Origin of the sequence: Lactobacillus kimbladii (assembly GCF_000970755.1) — a bacterium.
Classification (GTDB): Bacteria; Bacillota; Bacilli; order Lactobacillales; family Lactobacillaceae; genus Lactobacillus; species Lactobacillus kimbladii.
In genome coordinates this window covers 785,416-805,567 of the sequence record NZ_KQ034007.1, presented here as the reverse complement: position 1 = coordinate 805,567, position 20,152 = coordinate 785,416, and the positions used below count along the sequence as shown (strand labels likewise).

The window sequence follows — 20,152 nt, the reverse complement described above, 5'->3', positions numbered from 1 at the left end:
TAAAATAATTGACTCATTAAATAACAATATATAATTTTATAAAATCATTTTATGTTAATTATATAGGATATAAAATAACATTAATAATCCATAAAAAAACAATAATTTTTTACATATTTATGTATATAAGAAATGTTTCCAATAATTATTCTTTTCATATATTTTTATATACTATACAGCAGTTAAAACACTATTTACTATATATGAATATTTTTATAAACCTTATACTAACTTGATTTGTGGGATTAATTTTAATATTTGAAAAAAAGCTATATAAAATAGTAGTTATATACTGTTTATTTGAAAAAAGTGCAAAAAAAAGTGCCGGAAATGTTATTTCTAACATTTTCCGACACTTTATTTAAGCTATTTCAATTTAAAAGTTAGCCTTTTTAACAAAACGTCCTTTTGAAATAATGAAATATCTCTTGCCGTTTATCTTGACTGAATTACCATAAGTCTTAACTGACTTACGTTTCTTCAATACTTTCTTGTTTGCACGATGACCATATTGGTTGTAAACATAGGCATTGTGCTTTAACTTCAACTTCTTGGCATCGATATTGCCGGCTGCAATAAACATACCATCTGGAAGTTCGTAGCAAACCTTACCGTTGACTGTCTTCTTACCAACAGTTCCAACTTGAGAACCTGCTTGGAAGATCAACTTGTTAGCACGGTTACCATTCTTATCATATAGGTAAGCATTGTGCATCAAAGTCTTTTCAACAGTAACTTGAGGCTTTTCAGCAACTGCACTGGTTGGAACTACTTCAGCCTTTGCAGTACTTACAGCTACGACACCTTTAGCAAAATTAGCAGCTTTAACAAAGCGATTCTTGCCAATGATGAAGTACTTCTTGCCACGAATCTTGACAGCTGCACCATAGGTCTTAATAAGTTTGCCCTTCTTGTAAACACCAGTCTTCTTTACCCGTTTACCGAATTGGTTGTATATATATGCATTATGCTTCAGCTTACGAGTTGAATGATCAATGTTACCAGCAGCAACGTAGTAGACCTTGTTCTTAGCACCTTTATCAACAAGGACGTAGTAGTCTTTACCATTAATGGTCTTAGTGCCATAAGTAGTTAGGACTGACCCAGCTCCAAGAGTAATCTTGTTAGCACGTTTACCAGTTTCATCATAGAGGTAAGCATTGTGCATCAAAGTTACATCTGAAGAGTGGCTCATATCAACTTTCGTACCATCATCCTTATTCGTGTCAGAAGTATTGTCTGCAGTTGGGTTCTTTGCTGGTATTACTGGTTGAATTGGAGTAGCTATTCCGCCACCATTATTGTTGTTATCACCATGCAGAATCTTATCGATTGTAGATGTGTCAGAACAATCTTGATGGATTTGGTGGATACCATTACCACGAATATTATCAATATCAGTTACATTGTCAGCTTTATCGATCTTATCCTTGGCATCTTTAGCGTCCTTATCAATCTGCTCATTAATCTTATTCTTATCAGCATCAGTGTAATCAGTGCCATCCTCATGCTTTAGATGGTTAACTTTATCCTTAGCAATATCAACTGCATCGTCAATTGCGCCTTTAGAAATTTCCTTATCAGCGTTGGTCTTATCAGAGTTGATACCATTTTGTGTTGAACTATGAACATGCTTGTTCTTTTCATAAGCATCATCAGTCTTAGGTGTCTTGCTGTCATCACCAAATTCATTATGAATGGTATCTACCGCATCACTATGGTTCTGGGAAATTTCGCTGTTAGCGTGAGAAACATTCGGATCACTTTCAGCATCAGCATCATCAATTACAACATTGATATCATTCTGAGCATCTTTGTTAATCTGATCAATCTTATCTTTGTTAGATGCAGCAGTACCATTAGAAGAATCGATCTGGTTGAGCTTGTCTTTAGTGTCTTCAACAACCTTATCAACATCACCCTTTAGACGATCCTTGGTATTTTCATCCAACTTATCATTCTTATCAATCTTATCTTTAGCTTCATTAGCTTCGTTCTTAACTTTTTGAAGAGCATTCAACTTGTTAAGAGAAGTCATACCCTTGTCATAAGCTGAACTTGCATCCTTAATGTTCTCAGCTTTATTAATTGCTGCAATAGCATTATTAATATCGTCGAGGTAGTCTTTGTAATCAGGATCAGCCTTTTGTCCAGCGGTTAATTTATCAAGACCTGATTGTAAACCAGCTACACCGTCCGTACCGGTCAAAGCATTCTTTTGTTCATCAGCGAACCATTCACTAGGTTTAGTGCAGATGGCGTCAATTGCTTTACCAATCTCGTCCTTATTAGTTGGAACATCCTTAATGTTAGTCTTACCATCAATATCAGACTTTTCATCGCTAAAGGCCTTATCAATTGCATCAGTAGCTTTTTGCTTTTGATCTGCAGTTAACTGTGAGCCCTTAATAATGTCATGAGCTTGAGCACGTTTATCATTAAGTATGGTTTCAGCTGTTGTCTTAGCACCTGCAAGTTTAGCCTGATCAACAATATTGTTAATTCCAGGTACTTCTTTACCATCATTGTCTTGATCTTTAAAGCCATCAACAGTATTTTGAATAATTGTATTTGCTTCAGAAGTTACCTGTTCAGGAGTCTTATCTTTGCCCTGATCATCTTTGTCAGGTATATTAATAATCTGATCTTTAGCTTTATCAACGAGTTCTTGAACTTGATCCTTCAATGGCTTTTGATCAGCAGCAGACATACCTGAGTTTTCGATAGTGTTATTTGCTTCTTCTTGTTTCTGCTCAAGTCTAGCAATTGCGTCATTCTTAGCCTTAACTATATCGGCTTTTTGTTGAGCAAGTGTCTTAACTTTATCAATTCCAGCTTCACCAAAGTCAACTGTTTCGTTACTTTCAGCAACGCCTTTTTCAGCCTTATCAACCTTGTCCTTAGCTTTGTCAAAGTCATCTTGGCTTGCGCCTTCAGCTAAAGTAACACCATTAATCTTAGAAATAGCCTTTTTCTTGGCAGCTTCAACTTGCGCCTTAAGTTCTGCGATAGTGTCAGCTGGTAGACCAGCCTTATTCTTATCGGTTTGAGCAAAACCATCAATTGTCTTTTCAGCATCAGTAGCATACTGGTTGATAGCAGCAATCTGTTTGTTCTTTTCTGCAAGGAGCTTAGTTGGTAATTTCGCTAACTCAACAGCTTGTTCGGCATCCTTTTCAATTTTATCTAAATCATCGTCAGAAGATGCTTGATAAATATTGCTAATTCCGTTTTGAACTGCATTGTCGATATCAGTTTCACCTTGTGCAAGTTCGTTTCCATCAAGTACATTATTGCCTTTTTCATCTGTCTTAAGATTGTTAAGGTCATCCTTAGCTTTATTAGCAGCATCCTTCAAAGTCTTGATGTGGTCAACCTTATTGCCGTAATTATCAGTCAGACCAGTAATAGCGTTAACGCCGTCTTGCGCAGCATTGTCAATTGCTTCTATTGGATTTTTAGAATCATTTTGAGCATTTTGAATGTTCTTAGCTGCTTTAGCACGCTCTTTTTCGATTGCGTCCTTCATTTGTTTAGCAAGATCTTTATCATTCTTGCTTAGTTCATCAGCTTTTCCATTAGCCACGTTAACTGCATCTGTTAGCTTGCCCAAAGCCTTGTTTACTTCTTCCGTTTTATTTACATCTGAAGTGATTTCGTTTAAAGCATTATTACCATCATTTTGGGCTTGGTTAATGGCAGCTGGATCTCCAGCTTGGGAAATAGCTCCTTTGGCTTTATCAACAGCCTCTGTTACCTTATCCTTAAGAGCTTTGGCTTGATCGTGATTTAACTTACCATCTTTTTCATCTTTATCTATACGATCGTTGATCTTATCGGCAGCAGTCTGAATGTTGTCTTTAGCAGTTTGCTTATCTTTAGCTATCTGTGCTGTATCAGTACCATTACCATTATCACCTTGATGATTGATTTCTTTATTGATATCGTCTTTGCCATTTTGTTGAGCATTGTTGATATCGTCAGGCGTTTCGGCATGATCAATCTTGTCTTTAGCCTTGTTACGATCATTGTTGATATTAATGATAATTTTGTCTTTATCGTCTTTACTAATGGTATTGTCTTTATTAACTTGATCAATGGCATTATCGGCAGTCTTGTCAACATCTGCTTTAGCAACATTCTTAGCAGCTTGGAATTTCGCATCTGACAGGGCTTTATCAATCTTGTCCTTGCCAAGGCCTTTTTCAGTTTCGATATCTGTTTCAGCAGCACCTTCAATTCTGATATGTGCTCTATCGTGAGCAGCCAGAGCCTGATCTTTAAATTGCTTCTTTTGATCAGAAGTTAGATCAGTCAGTTTGTCAATAGCAGAGTCAATATCGGCAAGTTCTTGAGCAAGTTCAGCATTAGCCTTATTCTTTTTAGCCCAAAGAGCGTCATCAGCACTTGCATCACCAGTACCAGAATCTTTAATGTTCTTAATGCTGTTAAGAGCATTATCTTTAATTTGAAGTACTGTCGAACTGGTAGTAGCGGCATTAATATCTGCAATTCCCAGTTTAGCAACGTCATCGACACCGTCTTTGTCTCTCTGGCTGGTCAACTTATCCTTAGCGGCTTGTGCGGCATCCTTGACAGTTTGAACAGCGACAACCTTAGTCATTGCTACGTTGGCTGTGTCACCTGCAGTATTGATAGAATTGATGGCATCATTAGTTAAGCCACTAATAGTATCTTTATCAAAGGCTTTATCAATTGCGGCCTCAGCTTGTTCAGCAAGTGCTGGAATATCTTTGACAGCCTTATCGTATGCAGCCTGAGCTTGCTTCTTCTCATCGTCAGTTAAAGCATCATATGCATCTTTTAAGTTCTGTAAAGCTGTATTTTGAGCACCTTCAATTTTGGCCTTTGCTTCGTTTTTGGCTTTGTCCATATCAGCTTTATTGGCCGTTGCTTCAGCTTGTAAGATACTGGTTTCACCGTCTTTTTCAGCTTTATTAGCATCTTCAACTGTAAGTTTCTGACCAACTAATGCTTCAGCATCATCACGAGCTTTTTGAATATTGGTAGTGGCTGCACCCTTGTCAGCATCTGACATAGTTGAGCTGTTAATCCGGTTAATTGCTTGTTGAGCATAGTCATTTAACTTTTTCTTATCATCTGATATTGTCTTGTCTAAGCCCTTTGCTTTGCCTAGGATATTCTCCATATTGGTAATCCCGGCATCACTTTGAGAATTAATCTTAGCAACAGTATTAGAAGTTGGGTCTTTAACCTTATTGACAGCATCGTTATACGCATTTTGCAGGTCAGTCTTAATACCAGCTTTACCAGCGGTACTGATATTGGTTAAACCGTCAATAGCTGCATTATCTGTATTGAATTCATGTTGTAAATCGGTTAGAGCTTTGTCTCTAGCAGATTGCAAGTCAGCATTATTTCTAATGTCGTTTAAGTCTTCAATACCTGCATTGTGAGCTGAGTTAACAGTGTTCTTATCAGCGGCACTAACGGCTTGTTTAGCATTACTTAAAGTAGAAGAAATCTGGTCAAAGTAGTTATTCTTTTCAGTGTTAGACAAGTTAGGATCTGCTTGAATATGGTCATGCAGTGCTTGAGCTTGATCTTCCAAATCTGCGATCGCGTTATTCTTAGCTTTTGCTAAGTCGACTTTGTCTTGATCTTGAGAAACGCTGTCAGCAACTGCCTTCATAGCATTGATACCAGTGTTCTTGTCAGTAACAACGTCTGCTGGAGTATGGTCATTAGATACAGCAGTTATCGCAGTTGTATAGGCATTGTCAATATCATCAAGGTCTTTTACCCAGTCATCATCAGAAAGTGTCCCATTCTTATGAGCATCATTAACAATTCCCTTGTCAGTATCCTTTTCAGCATTCAATTCTGCAATTGCTTGTGCTTTAGCAGCTGTAACTTGGCCTAAAACAAGATCACCGTTAATGTTGCTTTCACCGTCTTTTTCAGCAGTATCCATAGCATCTTTGTTACTTGCTGAGTTGATGGCATTAGTTGCTGAAGCAGCATGCTTATCAATCAAATCTTTGTAGTATTGCTTGTTACTTGGGCTGAGATACTTGTCAGGAATCTTATCAATAGTATCCTTAGCATTTGTAGCTGCATCTTGCAATGCTTTAAGTTGAGAGCTCTTCTCCTTGTTAAGACCTGCTAAATCTTTGCTTGCAGCAGTGGCCTTAACACTATTAATCTTGTCAATTGCTGCCTGTTTATCAGCTGTGATCTTAGCAGGGTCAGTATCTTTATTGACATTGTCAACACCCTCGGTAGCATCGGCTTTAATAGTGTTAATTAATGAGTTTTTATCTCCATCAGTTAAGTTAGGATATTTGGTTTTGTCATTAATTTCTTTAATAGCATTGTCTCTTGCTTGATTAATAGCGTTGATAGCATCGTTCTTGTTACCAAGGGAAGAATTACTTATCAGCAAGTTGTTTAAAGCATCGATACCATCTTTAGTGGCAGTATTGACATCGTCAAGAGTGTTAGTCTTAGGATCATCAATTTGGTCCTTGTAGCCAGTCTTGTTGCTATTAGCTAATAAATCCTTAGCTGCTTGCTTAGCATCTTCAATGTTATCGGCAGTCAAGCCCTTAACTTTTTCAAGCTTACTTTCAACATCTTTTTCAGCTTGATCAAGTTGCTTCTTAGCAGATTCTTTGTAGGCTGCTAAAATAGCTTCCTTACCCTTAGTAATATCATTACCAATGTCACTGGCTGCGGTGTGACCAGCTATAGCATCTTCAGCCTTCTTAGCAGCAGCATCAATAACAGCATCTGTGTCAACACCAAGATTGCTCTTAGCTTCATCTGCATAATCTTGAACTTGCTTCTTAGCAGATTCCTTGAAACTATTCCCAACATTTGTCTTACCTTTACTTAAGTTGCCAGTAACCATTGCAACGGAACTTGACTGACCAATTAGGCTGCTTGCATTATTAACAGCTTGGTCTATATTATCGTCTGATTTTACACCAAGTGCACCTTTATCGGTATTAGCCATGTCAGTAAGCTGTTTCTTAGCAGCTGTCTTATAGTTGTTTAGGACGTTGGTCTGACCTGTAGTCATATCATTCTTGATATCAGTAAAATCAGTGTGACCATCAATAGCTTTTGCAGCATCACTAACGGCCTGATCAATGTTGGTGTCGGATTCAACTTTAAGACCATCTTTGGCATCTTTAGCGTCTTTTTGAACTTTAGCTTTTGCAGCATCCTTTAGTTTGCTTAAAATGGTTGATTTGGCATCATTCTCAGCCTTAACTACGTCAGTAGCATTGTCAATGTTATCCAGTTCTTTCTTTAAAGCTAGATCAATAACTGAATCAGGTGAAGGAATACCTAAAGCAGTCTTGCCCTTTTCAGTATAACCAGCAACTTCGGCTTTTGCTGCTTCCTTATTAATCTTGTCATTAACTGCTTTTTGGATTCCTGTAATGTCATCAATAGTGTTAGCTGGATTATAAATTGAATTCTTATCAGTCGAAGGATTTTCTAAAGCGGCATTTTTAGCTGTATTAATGGCATCAATGTATGGCGCCTGTTCATTTTCAGATAAGCCTGATTGCTTCACGCGAGAAATCGCCTTATCAGCTGCAGTAGAGATAGCTTTTTGTGCGTCGTCTTTAGCCTTTTCAGCAGCATGAATTTGTTCAACCGCTTTCTGTGCTGGATCCATAGCATCTTTTAAAGCTTTTAATGCAGCTTCTTCACGTTTAGATACTTCATCTACGGTTCCTGCACCATATACTGACTTACCTGAATCGTAACCAGGATCCGATGCAGTTTTTGCAACTTCTGCTGCTTTACTAATTGCATTTTCTAGAGCAACCTGTTCTTTAGATTTAGGATTAGACTTAGGGAATTGACTATCTAAATCATTAGCTGCGTTTACTTTTGATTTGATATTTTTAGCAGCAGTATCTTGTGCTATTTTTAAGATGCTTACAATTACTGGCCGTTCTTTGCTCTCTACATCCAACGGATTGTATTCAATAAAGTTAGCGGTAGGTGTTAGTTTAATTTTAGTGTTGGAATTAATCTGACTAACAATATCAGCAGGTACTTTAACATTAAATATGTAATTCTTACCAGATTGAGTAACTTCACCTGCAAACTCAGTTGGCAAATCTGTAGCATCCGTATATTGATATGGAGGATCATCGATCTTATTATTTAAGCTTATTGTACCTTTTCCACCTTTTCCACTATCTATCTCTGCCATGATATATGCTTTAGTGCCAAGAGGTAAAATCAGTTTAAATGGGTTCTTTGGGTCTGAATCAGGTCCATCTTTTTCATTCTTATAACCATCTACAATTCCAGAAATTGTCCAAGAACCATCTTTTTTGCCGGAAGCATCAACATTTGCTTTGGCAGTAACACTTTCAGGCTTGATATCTAGAAATCCAGAAGAATTAGCCGGACCAAAGGCAATATCATTATACCCAATGTTCGTTGGATCGGCGAAAGCTTGTTCAATAATATTTTTGAAAATTGTATCATAGTTTACTTGTATGCCGGATTTAGCAATTGTATCTAAAGAGTCATATATATTTTGTAAATGCTTATCTTTAAAGTAAGGCAATTTTTTAATTTGTTCCCAAGTCTGGCTTGTAAACATATATTTGCCATTTTTACCACCTTGTCCATTGAGCAGTACAAGTTTATCAACCTTAATAGTTTTATCTTTATGAACTTGTAAAGTATGGAATGGTGGTAAAGTTAGACCCTGATCACCTAAAAAGTTTAATTTCTGGCGCACATTAGTAATCGTGATAGCATTATCACCAATAATGCTAGTGCCAGGAGAAGTGTTCAAGTGACAGTCAAGTACTAATGAAGTAGGGTTATTAACAATTAACTTACCATTACCTTCGACATTAACTAAAATTATATCGTTTGTACCGGCTCCGGTTCCAGCTCCAATAGATTTATCACCATTTAGCCGAATATTGAAAGCACCATTTTCAATATCGGCCTTATTACCGATATTAACTAATGTACCCTTATAATCACCCATATCTTGACCAGTAATATTTAAGGCACCATTTGGTTTAACAGTAAAGTTACCCTTATCTTTTATTAAATAGCCACTATTATTACGTGAGATATCGCCATTAGTTGTAATGTCTACTGTTCCACCAGTGCCATCACCATTGCTGTCAATAACAAATTCGGTGTTACCATTATTTAAATTAATAGCTTGAGCTTGTTTTTTGTCAAGCTTTCCAGCGTAATCTGATTGTCCCAGATTAATTGTTAAATGACCTTTAACGTTTACAGAACCTTTACCATTGATCCAAATAGCATATATAGTACCATGTTCACCACTATTTGCGTTAAATTTGCCATCATTATTCTTAAGAGGGTTTAAAGTTACGTCTGCACCTTTAGCGATATAAACATTATCATTATTACCATTCATTTCAATAGCAGTACCGTTGAGTGTGTTGCCGACAAACTTACTACCCTCATCAAAATAAAGTGAATTGTAAGCACTAGTAAATTCAAATATTTGCTGGTTATCTCCGCCGCCGTGTGCTTGTGAACCATTTACAGGGCTCGTGTAAGCATTTCTAACTTGGTCAACAGTAACAGTGTCTTTAATATGGATTTCGTTATGATCTCCAACATATAAAACCTGTGAACCATGGAAGTCGACATTATCAAGAGTTATTACAGCCGTATTATCTGTATTATCTGGATAAGTAGTATAGCGATAGTCATTTGTTCTTGCTACCCCATAAAAATCTGAACTCCAAATAGTAACATTTTTATAGGTCAGGTCTAACTTTTCCCTTCCTTGTAAATTAGGATGAGAGCCCTTAAAATCAATAATGTGTCTTCCACTGCCGCCTGAAGTAATTAATAATTTGCGACCAGGAAAATGTATATTCTTCTCAGTATCTGTGGTGACATCAGACACAATATTATTCATAATATCAATTTCATTAATAACAGTGCCTTCAGGCAAATATTTTTTATCTAATGTCAGCGCAGTTCTAAATTGATTCCAGTTTGTTACTTTAGCAACATTTCCAATAATAAAAGGTGTATTATCGTCAACTTTTGTCTGAACTGCTTTTCCAGCTAATCCTGTTTTATCAGTAGTAGTGGTATCTTCATCAGAAACAGTAGTATCCTCATCTGAATTAGTATCGCCAGTCACATCAGCCGGCAACTTACTGCTATCAGAATTTTGATCATCTGAACCAGTTATGTCAGTTGGAGTTTTATCAGTATTGGTATCTTGATTACCTTTATCTGAATCTGTTACGGGAGTAGCTGCACTATTATTTGAATCAGCTGTAGTGGTTTCCTGCTTATCTTCATCTGCAGTGTCCTTATCAGCTTTATCTTTAGTAGTATCAGCCTTATCCTTAGCTGTAGTATCTTTCACCTCACTAGTCTTTGAGTCTTTTAAGAACGAACTCAAGCCTGAAAAAGTTGACAAGTCAGTACTTGTCTTCTTTTTAGAAGCAGTGGCTTCAGCCTTAGTTGCATCTTTAGTACTTGTTTCCTTAGTTTCAGTAGTAGAGTTATCCTTATTCGACTCCTCGCTTACTTGTTGTGCAGGTTCAACAGTGTCGGCTTTTACGCTTTGGCTATTCAAGCCAAAGAAGGTGAAACCTAACAAAACAGAAGCAGCACCAATACTCAATTTACGTATTGAGAAATGATCCTGCTTGTCCTGCATCTCCATCTTTCTTAATCTTTCATTGTAATTATTTTTACCTAGCATATTTATCCTTCCTAAAAAGTATGTATGATTAGTATGTTCGAATACTATTTTAGGATTGAAAATAGCTATTGTCAATATAATATCTAAGTCAAATATAGTATTTATAAATAACCATACTATAAAAATTGATAAAATTTAAAAATTAAAAAACGTTATAAACATTAAATATTTTATTAAGCTGTGACTTTTTATGTAAAAAATAACATTATAAGGAACATAAAAATTGACATTTACTTCCTTTTCTGAAGCAGATAATTAGTATAAATAATTTAGTGAAATTAATAACTATGTTTTTTTGAATAAACAAAAATGCTAAAAAGCACTTTGCAACAACCGCAATTTTTGTTATTCAAATGGGATCTGGAAAATAATAAAATAATTTTCTTTTCCTAACTGGGGAAAAAAATTAAAAACGCTTGAGTCTGATAACAAATTCAGTTTTTTGACTTGAAAAATTTGTAATAAAAAACTTGCTTTTGTAACATATTTGTACAATTTTCATCGCCTATAGCAAATACTTAGTAAAAGAGTATCATCAAATAAATACCTACAATTTTTGAAAAATAAAAAATTATTTTGCTGAAACAGATATTTAGTTTTCTGTCTTGACAAAAGTTATGATGCTTAGTACTATAATAATTGATCTGAGTCGATCGAATAGCTTAATTGTATAAGGTTGACCGGTCAAACATAAGACATGCGAGATAGTAAATAACTTTCGAATCGGAAGACTATCTTTTGCGATAGGATCCACATTCGTTGCGATACATCTCATTTTTTGAACACTGCGGGTTCAACAAGCATTGTTTTGCTATGTTTCGATGACTCGGATTTCTTGAGAATATTAGGAAACGGTCTGCGGACCGTTTTTTTGTTTGGAGATTTTATGGCTATAAAAGTTGTTATCACTATATATCTTGCAATATTACTTTTGACTGCCTTTTATTTATGGCATAATCGCCACAGTCATTTTTTAATCTATGATAGTAAAAACATTTCTAACTTCAGTTCTATAATGTCCTGGACTGCGATTATCTTGGGTTTAGAAACTTTATTGGGTTTAGTTTTAGTATTTCAGGCAAATAAGTACCTTAATTTAATTACCCTGGCTCTCAGCAGCATCACTATTTTAATTTTTAGTCTTTTACTTAATCAAAAGGGTGATTAATTGCACTAAAATTTGGTAAAATAGTTGTAAGAGAGGTGTTTTAAATGATGAAACAATATCACCGTATTCAAGTCGCAGTTGATGGTTCGAAGGAAGCCGACCTAGCTTTTAAAAAAGCTATCTCTGCAGCTAAACGGAATGATGCTGCATTGGAAATTCTGCATGTCATTGATACCAGATCTTTCCAAAATGTTTCCAGCTTTGATTCAGAGATGGTTGAGCAAGTATCAAACGATGCTAAGGAAAAATTGCAGAATTACTACAAGCAAGCTACGGAAACTGGCGTCAAGGAAGTTCACTACTCAATTGAATTTGGGGCTCCCAAGGCAATCATTGCCCACCAGTTTCCTAAAAAGCACCAAGTTGATTTAATTGTATTAGGAGCTACTGGTCTGAACGCTGTTGAGCGCATACTAATCGGCAGTGTAACAGAATACGTTACCAGAACTGCTGATTGTGACGTCTTAGTCTGTCGTTCAAACGAAAACTTAACCAAGTAAAAAAGAGCATTTCATTTTTGACGTGAAATGCTCTTTTTGTGTGTTATTACCTTTATAATTCAAAGCTCATGTTTCTATTTGACTAACCTTAAATATGGTGTAGGTGTAGGTGAAGTATTAGTATTATCTTCAATGAACGACGTTCTATAAATAGCTTCTAGTTCTTCGATAGGCAGACCCGAAATTGAAATTAAATCCTGCTTAGTTACTAAGTTTGCATCTAAAAGCATACCTAAAGCAGTTTTGAAAATACTTGGATATTCTTGTGGTAACTTATTATCATCAGGTTCATGTTTTCTCCAATGATTTTTTGAAATTTGCTTTTGCAGATAAATGTATTGGTTTTTCGGATAATAAGTGCAACGCATTGGCTTTATATATTAAAGCAGCGATAGAAACGTTCCAGTATAATTTAGCTTGCCTGAAAAAATTCATACTACCAGCCACTAAATAATCAGTAAACGACTCATCAGGAAGTAAAAAGTAGGAAGCAAATTGATTAGCTTGTTTTTCCAATAAATTCTTATATTTATTGTTATTCAAGTCAAAAACATTTTCAACACTATTATGTAACAATATGTGTCCTAGTTCATGTGCCAAGTTGAAGCGTCTTCTCATTACAGATTCATTATTATCTGTTAATGCAATCAGTGGCACATCATTTATACGTGTAGAAACTGCATCCATTTTTTCACTATGCATAGTCGTTTCGGTAATAATAATACCATTTGCCTCCATATCATTAGTAAGATTTTTAATTGGACCATTTCCTAACTGCCACATCTTACGAGTTTGTGAAGCTATACGTTGTATTATTTCTGGTGTAATTTTTTCAATTTTAATATTTAGTGGTTCAGGGATTTTCAGTTGTGGTAGTTTAATATATTTAGATATATATAATAAACTTTGAGCGGCCAATTCTAATCTAATTTTTTGCATTTCCCTTAGTTTGTTTGTACTTGCAGCTTGACTTCTAAAGAACACAGTACCCATTGGAATAACAATATCTGGTTTTCCAAAGAAGTAAACTGGAAATTTTAAAGCATTTGCAAGCTTTAAAATTGATTCTCCACGAGGTTTAGTAGCACCTAACTCATACTTACTGATTGATTCTCGCGAAAGAGAAGATTTAGCAGCCAATTCTGTCATGCTAAGTCCTCTCATTAGTCTGGCTTTTTTAAGTTGATTAGGATTAAATTTGACCTCCATTTTTCTTCTCTCTTTCTAACATACGTTTTACTTCATTTTGAAATTCCAAATCAATTTCTTTCTGTTCTGTAGCACTCACAGTTTCAAAAGTAGTAAACGAATTAGTAATGTCTTTAATATCTATCCAAGACGTAACTCCATCATTAGGCATTCCAATATTTACATAATCTAATTTATAATCAGTACCACCATATGTAACCATTAAATACATTTGATCAGGGCTAATCATGTCCTTTTCTAACGGAGGATTTTCAAATAGTGATAGTTGTGGATAATCAAATGAAACTCCGCTATTTATATGGCTCTTCCTAGTTCTATTAACTGCCTTAACAGGAAGACCTTTTTTGGAATTGGTTTTGTGTAAAGTAATTATGCTATTTTTATGTTCAATAACCAAATAAGTATAACCGTTTTCGGGAATTTCAACAATCTTTTAATTAGGACTAGTTTGGCGGAAAACAAGGTAAAAGAAAAAGAGCCAAGCAGTTTATTAGCTGCTTGACTCTACTCATTTAGTCTCTATCAGCAGGATTTCTTATAGAATGTCAAGTATCGAAAAAGATCTGACAAAGAGGCTTTTTAAATCAGTCAAATACTTAAAAATTAATAATTTAAGTCATTTATTTATCAGTTTTTAAATAATTGAAAGCTTCATTATTTTTCGTAAATTTAGAACCCTTTCTTCCGAATAATTTAAATAAAATATCCCCCATCGCCTTTTTAGCGTCTAGATTATCACCGTCTGGGCTGAACATATTATATTCTTTATTTTTGTTCACATATGAATTACTATTTTTTTTACGTATATAAATGTGTACATGATCACGAAGCTTTCTAAGTTTATGTATTGTTCTAAAATCTTCCTCAGTGAGATTATAATAATCAGAACTATTTTCTTTCTCTTTATTTATTTTATTTTCTAGAGACATATGGCTTAAGTCGTTCGGATCAATATAAGAAGATAAATGAAAGTGAAAACATAACTCAATAATAGATACACCAGTGATTATATAATTCTTTACTAACATGGCTCTTAAAACCGGAGTTAATACAAGACTATCATATTCAAACTGAAGAAATTCAAGATATTCGAAATTATAAAAAAGGTTTGACTTTACTTCATCATTTAATGTTTTTTCACACGGATCTGAAAGTTTAAAGTCACTTTTTTTGACTTTTGGTGTCCATCTTTCACTTGAAGTCAGACCACTACCATCTTTATGCTTAGCTGAATTTAAAAGACTATAAAAACTATCATCAATATTCATTTTTTCTCCATCTATAATTAAAAATCAAAACAAATATATTTAAACACTAAAAATAAATTTCTACATAATCATCATTTGTCAAGAATATTATGTAAGTTATTTTTCACTTCAGAAAGTCTGGTATAATACTCTGGAAAAACTGATTCCAAATCTTCATCATCTTTTTTTAAAAATAGTATCTCACTATTAGGAAACTTATTGAGAAGAGATTTAATTTTCTTCCATTCGAAAGAATACTTCTTTTTATCAACATTATCATCAGTCTCTAAATTTACTAAAGCTGTAGTAAATGACTGTTCATCAGAAACAAATAAAAGGTGAGTTTTGTTTAATTGAAGTCCGATTAAGTTTTCCATTGCCTTTATTAATGCTATCAAACTCATTTCATACCACGACTGACCTTTTTCCACAGTTCCCTCCTTTGGTATTACTTTATTTTTGTCTCTACGATCAATTATATACGCCCATGCACATTTCGTGATATTATTTAATTTTCTATGAGAATTCTTGTGTTTACCTTGAATATAAATAATAGTATCAAAATTTCCATTTTCTGAATTTATATTAAAACAACGCAAAATTAGCCTTCCTCCTAATATTCTATAATAATATAACTGTTAAAAAAGACAAATAATACAAAATTTAGATAAAACCGGTTACTTATCTTTAAATGAACTTTTTTCATAAAAATAATATACAGGGTACTATTAAAACTATATTAATAATATAACATATTTATATATCTGTAAATATTTAATTTTTTTGAACAAAAAAATGATGCGAACTCTAAAATTAGGACACTTTATATTAGCTATTAACTAAGGACTAACTGCCGATATTCAAGCGGAGTTAGTCCTTTTAGTTTGATCTTGATTCTTTTCTGATTGTAATACTCAATGTAGTCTCTGATTGCGTCTTCCAGTTCAGTGAGATTCTTAAACTGCTTTTCAAAGCCATAAAACATTTCTCGCTTGAGTATCCCGAAGAAGCCTTCCATTAACCCATCATCAAGCGAATTGCCCTTGCGTGACATTGACTGGCTAATGCCATGATTTTTCAGCCACGCTTGAAGCTGGCCATTTTGGTATTGCCAGCCTTGATCGGTGTGGAAGATCAAGCCATTCAGTGCCGGATGCTTGCGCCAAGCTTGCCTTAGCATGTCCATGGTCTGCTTAAGATTAGGACTACGGGAAATAGTATAGGAAATAATTTCTTGGGTGCAGCCATCAATGATCGGTGACAAGTAGGTCTTTTGCCCCTTGAGTTTGAACTCAGTTATATCCGAATACCATTTGTGATTGGGGTAAACCGCACTAAAGCTGCGTTTAATTATGTCAGGCTTAATCGGACCCTGAGTGCCACGATAGCCATAGCGGTGCTTGTGTTCTTCATAAATAGCTTTGATTTCTGCCATTATTTCTCGATTATCCCGCTCTTTATCCTTCTTCTTTAAAGTGTAGTAGTAATTACTACGGGATAGATGGGGCAGATCAGGATTGGCATTAATGGCATCAAGAATAAAAGTTACGCTGACTTTAAGCTCGCGCCTTAGTTGGGTAACTGCCTGGGCTATTTCCGCGGCTTGCGGTTCTTGGTCCGCTGGTCGACTAAGACGCTCAATTTTTTACGAATTCGTTCTCGATTTTCAGCTTCAAGTTCTGCTGGCGTAAGCGGTCGTTCTCTTGCTTGAGCCGATGATTTTCCTGTTTGATCAGCTGCTCTCTTTTGGTCATGGGGCGGTCGTCCTCTCTGCTTGTTAACGATATTATACCCATTTTTACGATATTCGCGCAGCCAATTGGACAACATGCCACGACTTTTTAAACCTAAATCTAGTGCTACGTGATAAAGGGGTTCATGGTCAACTATTATTCGCCTAAGAGCCTGCTCCTTAAAATTACTTGTATAAGCAGTGAAAGGCTGGTCTAAAATAGCTAGACCGTGACGGTCAATCAAAGCCAACAAGTAACTAATATTAGTCCTGCCAACCTGATAGCGCTGACTTAGCTCAGCAGGGCTGATTTGATAATCGTGCCAAAGATGATAGATTTCAACTTTATCTTGTTTAGATAATTTAGACATAAAAATAACCCCAAATTTGTCCTAAATTTGGGGGTCATATCATTTCATCTCTGAAATGCTCTTTTTGTATGTTATTAAATTTTTAGAAATCGCCTGCTTGGCTGAACATGTAGTCTTTATTATGAAACTTCATGGACAAAATCATCCCAATACCAATCATATTTCCAATTAGGGCTGAACCACCTTGGGAGATAAACGGCAACGGAATACCTGTGAGCGGCAAGAGATCAATACTCATGCCGATATTTTCAAACACATGGAAAAGTATCATCATAATTACGCCGGTGGAGACGTAGGAATAAAAGGCGTTTTTAGTATCAAATGTGATGCGTACCATCTGCACAATTAAGTATAAGTAAAGCAGAATGACGGCTACACTACCAACAAAGCCGAATGATTCACCAATTACTGAATAAACCATGTCAGAGCCCCGCACTGGTACGTAAACACTCAGCTTGCCAAAGCCATTGCCAAAAATTTGTCCAGAACCAATCGACTGCATACTTTGCCACAATTGATAGGCAGCTTTGGAAGTATCAGTAGATGGATTCAGCCAAGACATAATACGTCTGAACTGGTATGGCTGGAAAAAGTGACTTAAAATTGATTGTCCTCCGGGCGTGGTAACCATATAAATGACCACAACTCCCAAGACAAAAACTGCCGCAAACATTGGTGCAATTATCTTCCAGGAAATACCGGAAACCAGCACCACGCCACCAACAATTGCAATGAAGACCAGCATCGTACCGAAGTCATTTTGCAATTTTAACAGTATGGCAATCGGTAACAGCCAAGCTAACATTTTACCGATTAAAATCCAGTCATTTTTGATAGTATGAGCAAACTTATCGTTATGTTCACGCACGACCCGCGCCAGCATTAATATAAAGGCTGGTTTCATGACTTCAGATGGCTGAAAAGAAATTGGCCCGAGCTTAAACCAGCTTTTGGCACCAGCATCTGCAGCAATACTACGATTATAAAAGAACAAAACCGCAATCAAGAGCAAGATGCCAAGTCCATAAACATACGGCGCAATGCGGAAAAGTTGCTCAGCATCAAACTGAATTACAAACACAACGATGGCCACCGAAATAATATACCAAAGTCCTTGCATAGCCACAGCTTTAACCGGGCTACCCATGTGACTGGGATCGTCAACCGCCGCAAAATAAATGGAATAAAGGCCCACTGCTGCCAGCAGCAGTACAGGGACAACAATATTCCAAGCAATGCGATCAAAAAGACTAGATTTATTTTGTACTTTGACCATTAATTATCACAACCTATTATTTTTCATGTAAAGCAAAGTATGAAAGCAAATCGTTAATGCTGCTTTCTAAGCTTTTGGCATACAAGATGCTATTGGTTTTGCCAGTTGTAGCCCGGTAGCGACCAGCAATTTTTTCAATCACTCCAATAGATTTTTTCTGAGGAATTACTACTTCCCAGGTAGGGTTTTCTTTACCCTTTACTTCATTAATTTCAACGTTAATATTTTCAGGTTTTTTTGACATAAATTCTCCTACTTTATATTTGGATGAAACTTTTTCGCTATGATTTCATCTTCATATCGTTCTGGATGGGGATTGCGAAAAATTGTAAATTTATCTGGTACCGGATCAACTCCACCGCGCACAAAAGGATTGCAACGCAATATCCGGCAAATTCCCATTATTAGTCCTAAAAACGGCCCAAATTTGGTCAATGCATCAACCATATAAGTTGAGCAGGTCGGATAATAACGGCAAGACTTTGGCAAAGCCGGAGAAATAAATCTCTGGTAGATTCTAACTAAATAAATAAGTATTTTCCGCAAATCGAGCCTCCAAAAAATTAGTGGCGCTGATGCTTTTCAATGTTCTTGAGCAAAATCCCAGTACCAAGTGCTACAGCTTCCAGTGGATGATCGGCTGTAAGTACCGGCACTTTAAGGTAATATGAAATCAGCTTGTCAATATTTTTCAAAAGCGCTCCGCCACCAGTCAACATGATACCGCGATCAATGATATCCGCCGAAAGCTCAGGTGGTGTTTTTTCCAAAACTTCTTTAGTAGACGCGATAATAGTCATCAAGCCATCGTGAAGTGCTTCCTGAATTTCCGGTGCAGTCACAGTGGCCTGCTTCGGCAAGCCATCAACCACATCACGACCGCGAACAGTGATTGTTTCATCCTTATCTGGTTCAAAAGCACTACCAATTTCAATTTTAATTTGTTCAGCGGTACGTGAGCCAATCAGCAAGTTATGCTTATTTTTAATATAAGAAACAACTGCCTGGTTCATATGATCACCGGCATAACGCAGTGATTGACTGGTAACAATTTCACCCATGGACAGCACAGCAATATCAGTAGTACCACCGCCAATATCGATTACGATGTTGCCTTGAGGTTTAAAAATATCAAGACCAGCACCGACAGCAGCAACTTTAGGCTCAAAATCAAGGTAGACTTTGCCACCGCCCGATTTTTCAGCAGCCTGAATAATCGCCTTCTGTTCAATTGATGTTACTCCTGTAGGAGCACAAATCAAAATATTTGGCTTGGACATAAAGCCCTTGACGTTCAGCTTTTCAATAAAGTAGGACAGCATCGCTTCAGTGATGTCGAAGTCAGCAATAACACCATTTTTTAAAGGACGAATTACGCGGATATTGCCCGGAGTTCTTCCTACCATCTTGTATGCTTCAGTTCCGACAGCTACTACTTTATTTGTACTTGTATTAACGGCAACAACTGAGGGCTCATTTAAGACAATTCCCTTGCCGGAAACATTAATGAGCACGTTTGCTGTTCCTAAATCTATTCCTATATCTCTTGCCACGATAATCCTCCATCATATTCAATGTATATTTTACCATAAAGATTTCAAGTTTGTTTGGGACTTTATCCGCTTTACCAAGTCTTAAAAGAAATTACTTAATTGCAAAGAAGTATCAATTAATGTGATTAAAAAATTACCAACAAGAAAACCTAGAGCAATCGCAGCAAAAATCAGCAGCAGCTGTGCTTCAAAGACCCTGTTTTTACGAATTATTTTTTCAATGCGGACACTTTTCATAATCTGAAAGGACAAGCCGATCGTAATTAAATAAATTACTATACTAATTAAGGCATGGACGCCAAGTTGAAACATATTCTTTCTCACTTTTCTTAAGTCACAATAAAAGCGGACGCAC

General features: G+C 36.0%; 13 protein-coding genes and 1 pseudogene. 2 read left to right on the top strand and 12 right to left on the bottom strand.

The genetic code is table 11. From position 1 onward, the window contains the following. Positions 1 to 376 precede the first annotated feature (376 nt). Positions 377 to 10,741, bottom strand: a complete 10,365-nt coding sequence (locus JF75_RS04310; protein ID WP_046331990.1) for an SLAP domain-containing protein — start codon at positions 10,739 to 10,741, stop codon at positions 377 to 379. A gap of 886 nt (positions 10,742 to 11,627) precedes the next feature. Here JF75_RS04310 and JF75_RS04305 point away from each other — a divergent pair. Beyond that, the gene (locus JF75_RS04305) at positions 11,628 to 11,909 is read left to right on the top strand and encodes a hypothetical protein (protein WP_046331989.1); all 282 of its coding nucleotides are present in this window, start codon (positions 11,628 to 11,630) and stop codon (positions 11,907 to 11,909) included. Positions 11,910 to 11,953: 44 nt separating this feature from the next. Beyond that, complete coding sequence (locus JF75_RS04300) at positions 11,954 to 12,409, top strand: universal stress protein (protein WP_046331988.1); 456 nt, start codon at positions 11,954 to 11,956, stop codon at positions 12,407 to 12,409. 74 nt (positions 12,410 to 12,483) lie between these two features. On the opposite strand, the gene JF75_RS10670 is transcribed toward JF75_RS04300, so the two are convergent. From JF75_RS10670 to JF75_RS04245, 11 genes and pseudogenes are all read right to left on the bottom strand, one after another. Next, entirely contained in the window at positions 12,484 to 12,639 is a 156-nt protein-coding gene (locus tag JF75_RS10670) for a hypothetical protein (RefSeq protein ID WP_245190713.1), read from the bottom strand. A 58-nt stretch (positions 12,640 to 12,697) separates the two neighbouring features. Then, positions 12,698 to 13,558, bottom strand: coding sequence for a helix-turn-helix domain-containing protein (locus tag JF75_RS04295; protein ID WP_245190712.1), 861 nt, complete (start codon positions 13,556 to 13,558; stop codon positions 12,698 to 12,700). Positions 13,559 to 13,601: 43 nt separating this feature from the next. Beyond that, positions 13,602 to 14,015 carry a hypothetical protein gene (locus tag JF75_RS04290; protein WP_052726871.1) on the bottom strand — a complete coding sequence of 138 codons (414 nt, stop codon included), beginning with the start codon at positions 14,013 to 14,015 and terminating at the stop codon, positions 13,602 to 13,604. A gap of 223 nt (positions 14,016 to 14,238) precedes the next feature. Next, a complete protein-coding gene (locus tag JF75_RS04285; protein ID WP_046331987.1) occupies positions 14,239 to 14,886 on the bottom strand; it encodes a hypothetical protein in 648 nt (215 codons plus the stop codon). Positions 14,887 to 14,957: 71 nt separating this feature from the next. Then, a complete protein-coding gene (locus tag JF75_RS04280) occupies positions 14,958 to 15,464 on the bottom strand; it encodes a hypothetical protein (protein ID WP_046331986.1) in 507 nt (168 codons plus the stop codon). A 236-nt stretch (positions 15,465 to 15,700) separates the two neighbouring features. Beyond that, positions 15,701 to 16,968, bottom strand: a pseudogene (locus JF75_RS10325) (IS3 family transposase). A gap of 82 nt (positions 16,969 to 17,050) precedes the next feature. After that, positions 17,051 to 18,244, bottom strand: a complete 1,194-nt coding sequence (locus tag JF75_RS04265; protein WP_046331983.1) for an FtsW/RodA/SpoVE family cell cycle protein — start codon at positions 18,242 to 18,244, stop codon at positions 17,051 to 17,053. A 16-nt stretch (positions 18,245 to 18,260) separates the two neighbouring features. Continuing rightward, positions 18,261 to 18,488 carry a DUF2969 domain-containing protein gene (locus JF75_RS04260; protein WP_046331982.1) on the bottom strand — a complete coding sequence of 76 codons (228 nt, stop codon included), beginning with the start codon at positions 18,486 to 18,488 and terminating at the stop codon, positions 18,261 to 18,263. A gap of 8 nt (positions 18,489 to 18,496) precedes the next feature. Then, positions 18,497 to 18,790 (bottom strand): membrane protein insertion efficiency factor YidD, encoded by a 294-nt coding sequence (yidD, locus tag JF75_RS04255; RefSeq protein WP_046331981.1) that lies wholly within the window; start codon positions 18,788 to 18,790, stop codon positions 18,497 to 18,499. Positions 18,791 to 18,807: 17 nt separating this feature from the next. Then, positions 18,808 to 19,797, bottom strand: coding sequence for a rod shape-determining protein (gene mreB / locus JF75_RS04250; protein ID WP_045927967.1), 990 nt, complete (start codon positions 19,795 to 19,797; stop codon positions 18,808 to 18,810). Between the two features lie 81 nt (positions 19,798 to 19,878). Continuing rightward, on the bottom strand, positions 19,879 to 20,109 hold the full coding sequence (locus tag JF75_RS04245) for a DUF1146 family protein (protein ID WP_046331980.1): 231 nt from the start codon (positions 20,107 to 20,109) through the stop codon (positions 19,879 to 19,881). Positions 20,110 to 20,152: the final 43 nt, after the last annotated feature.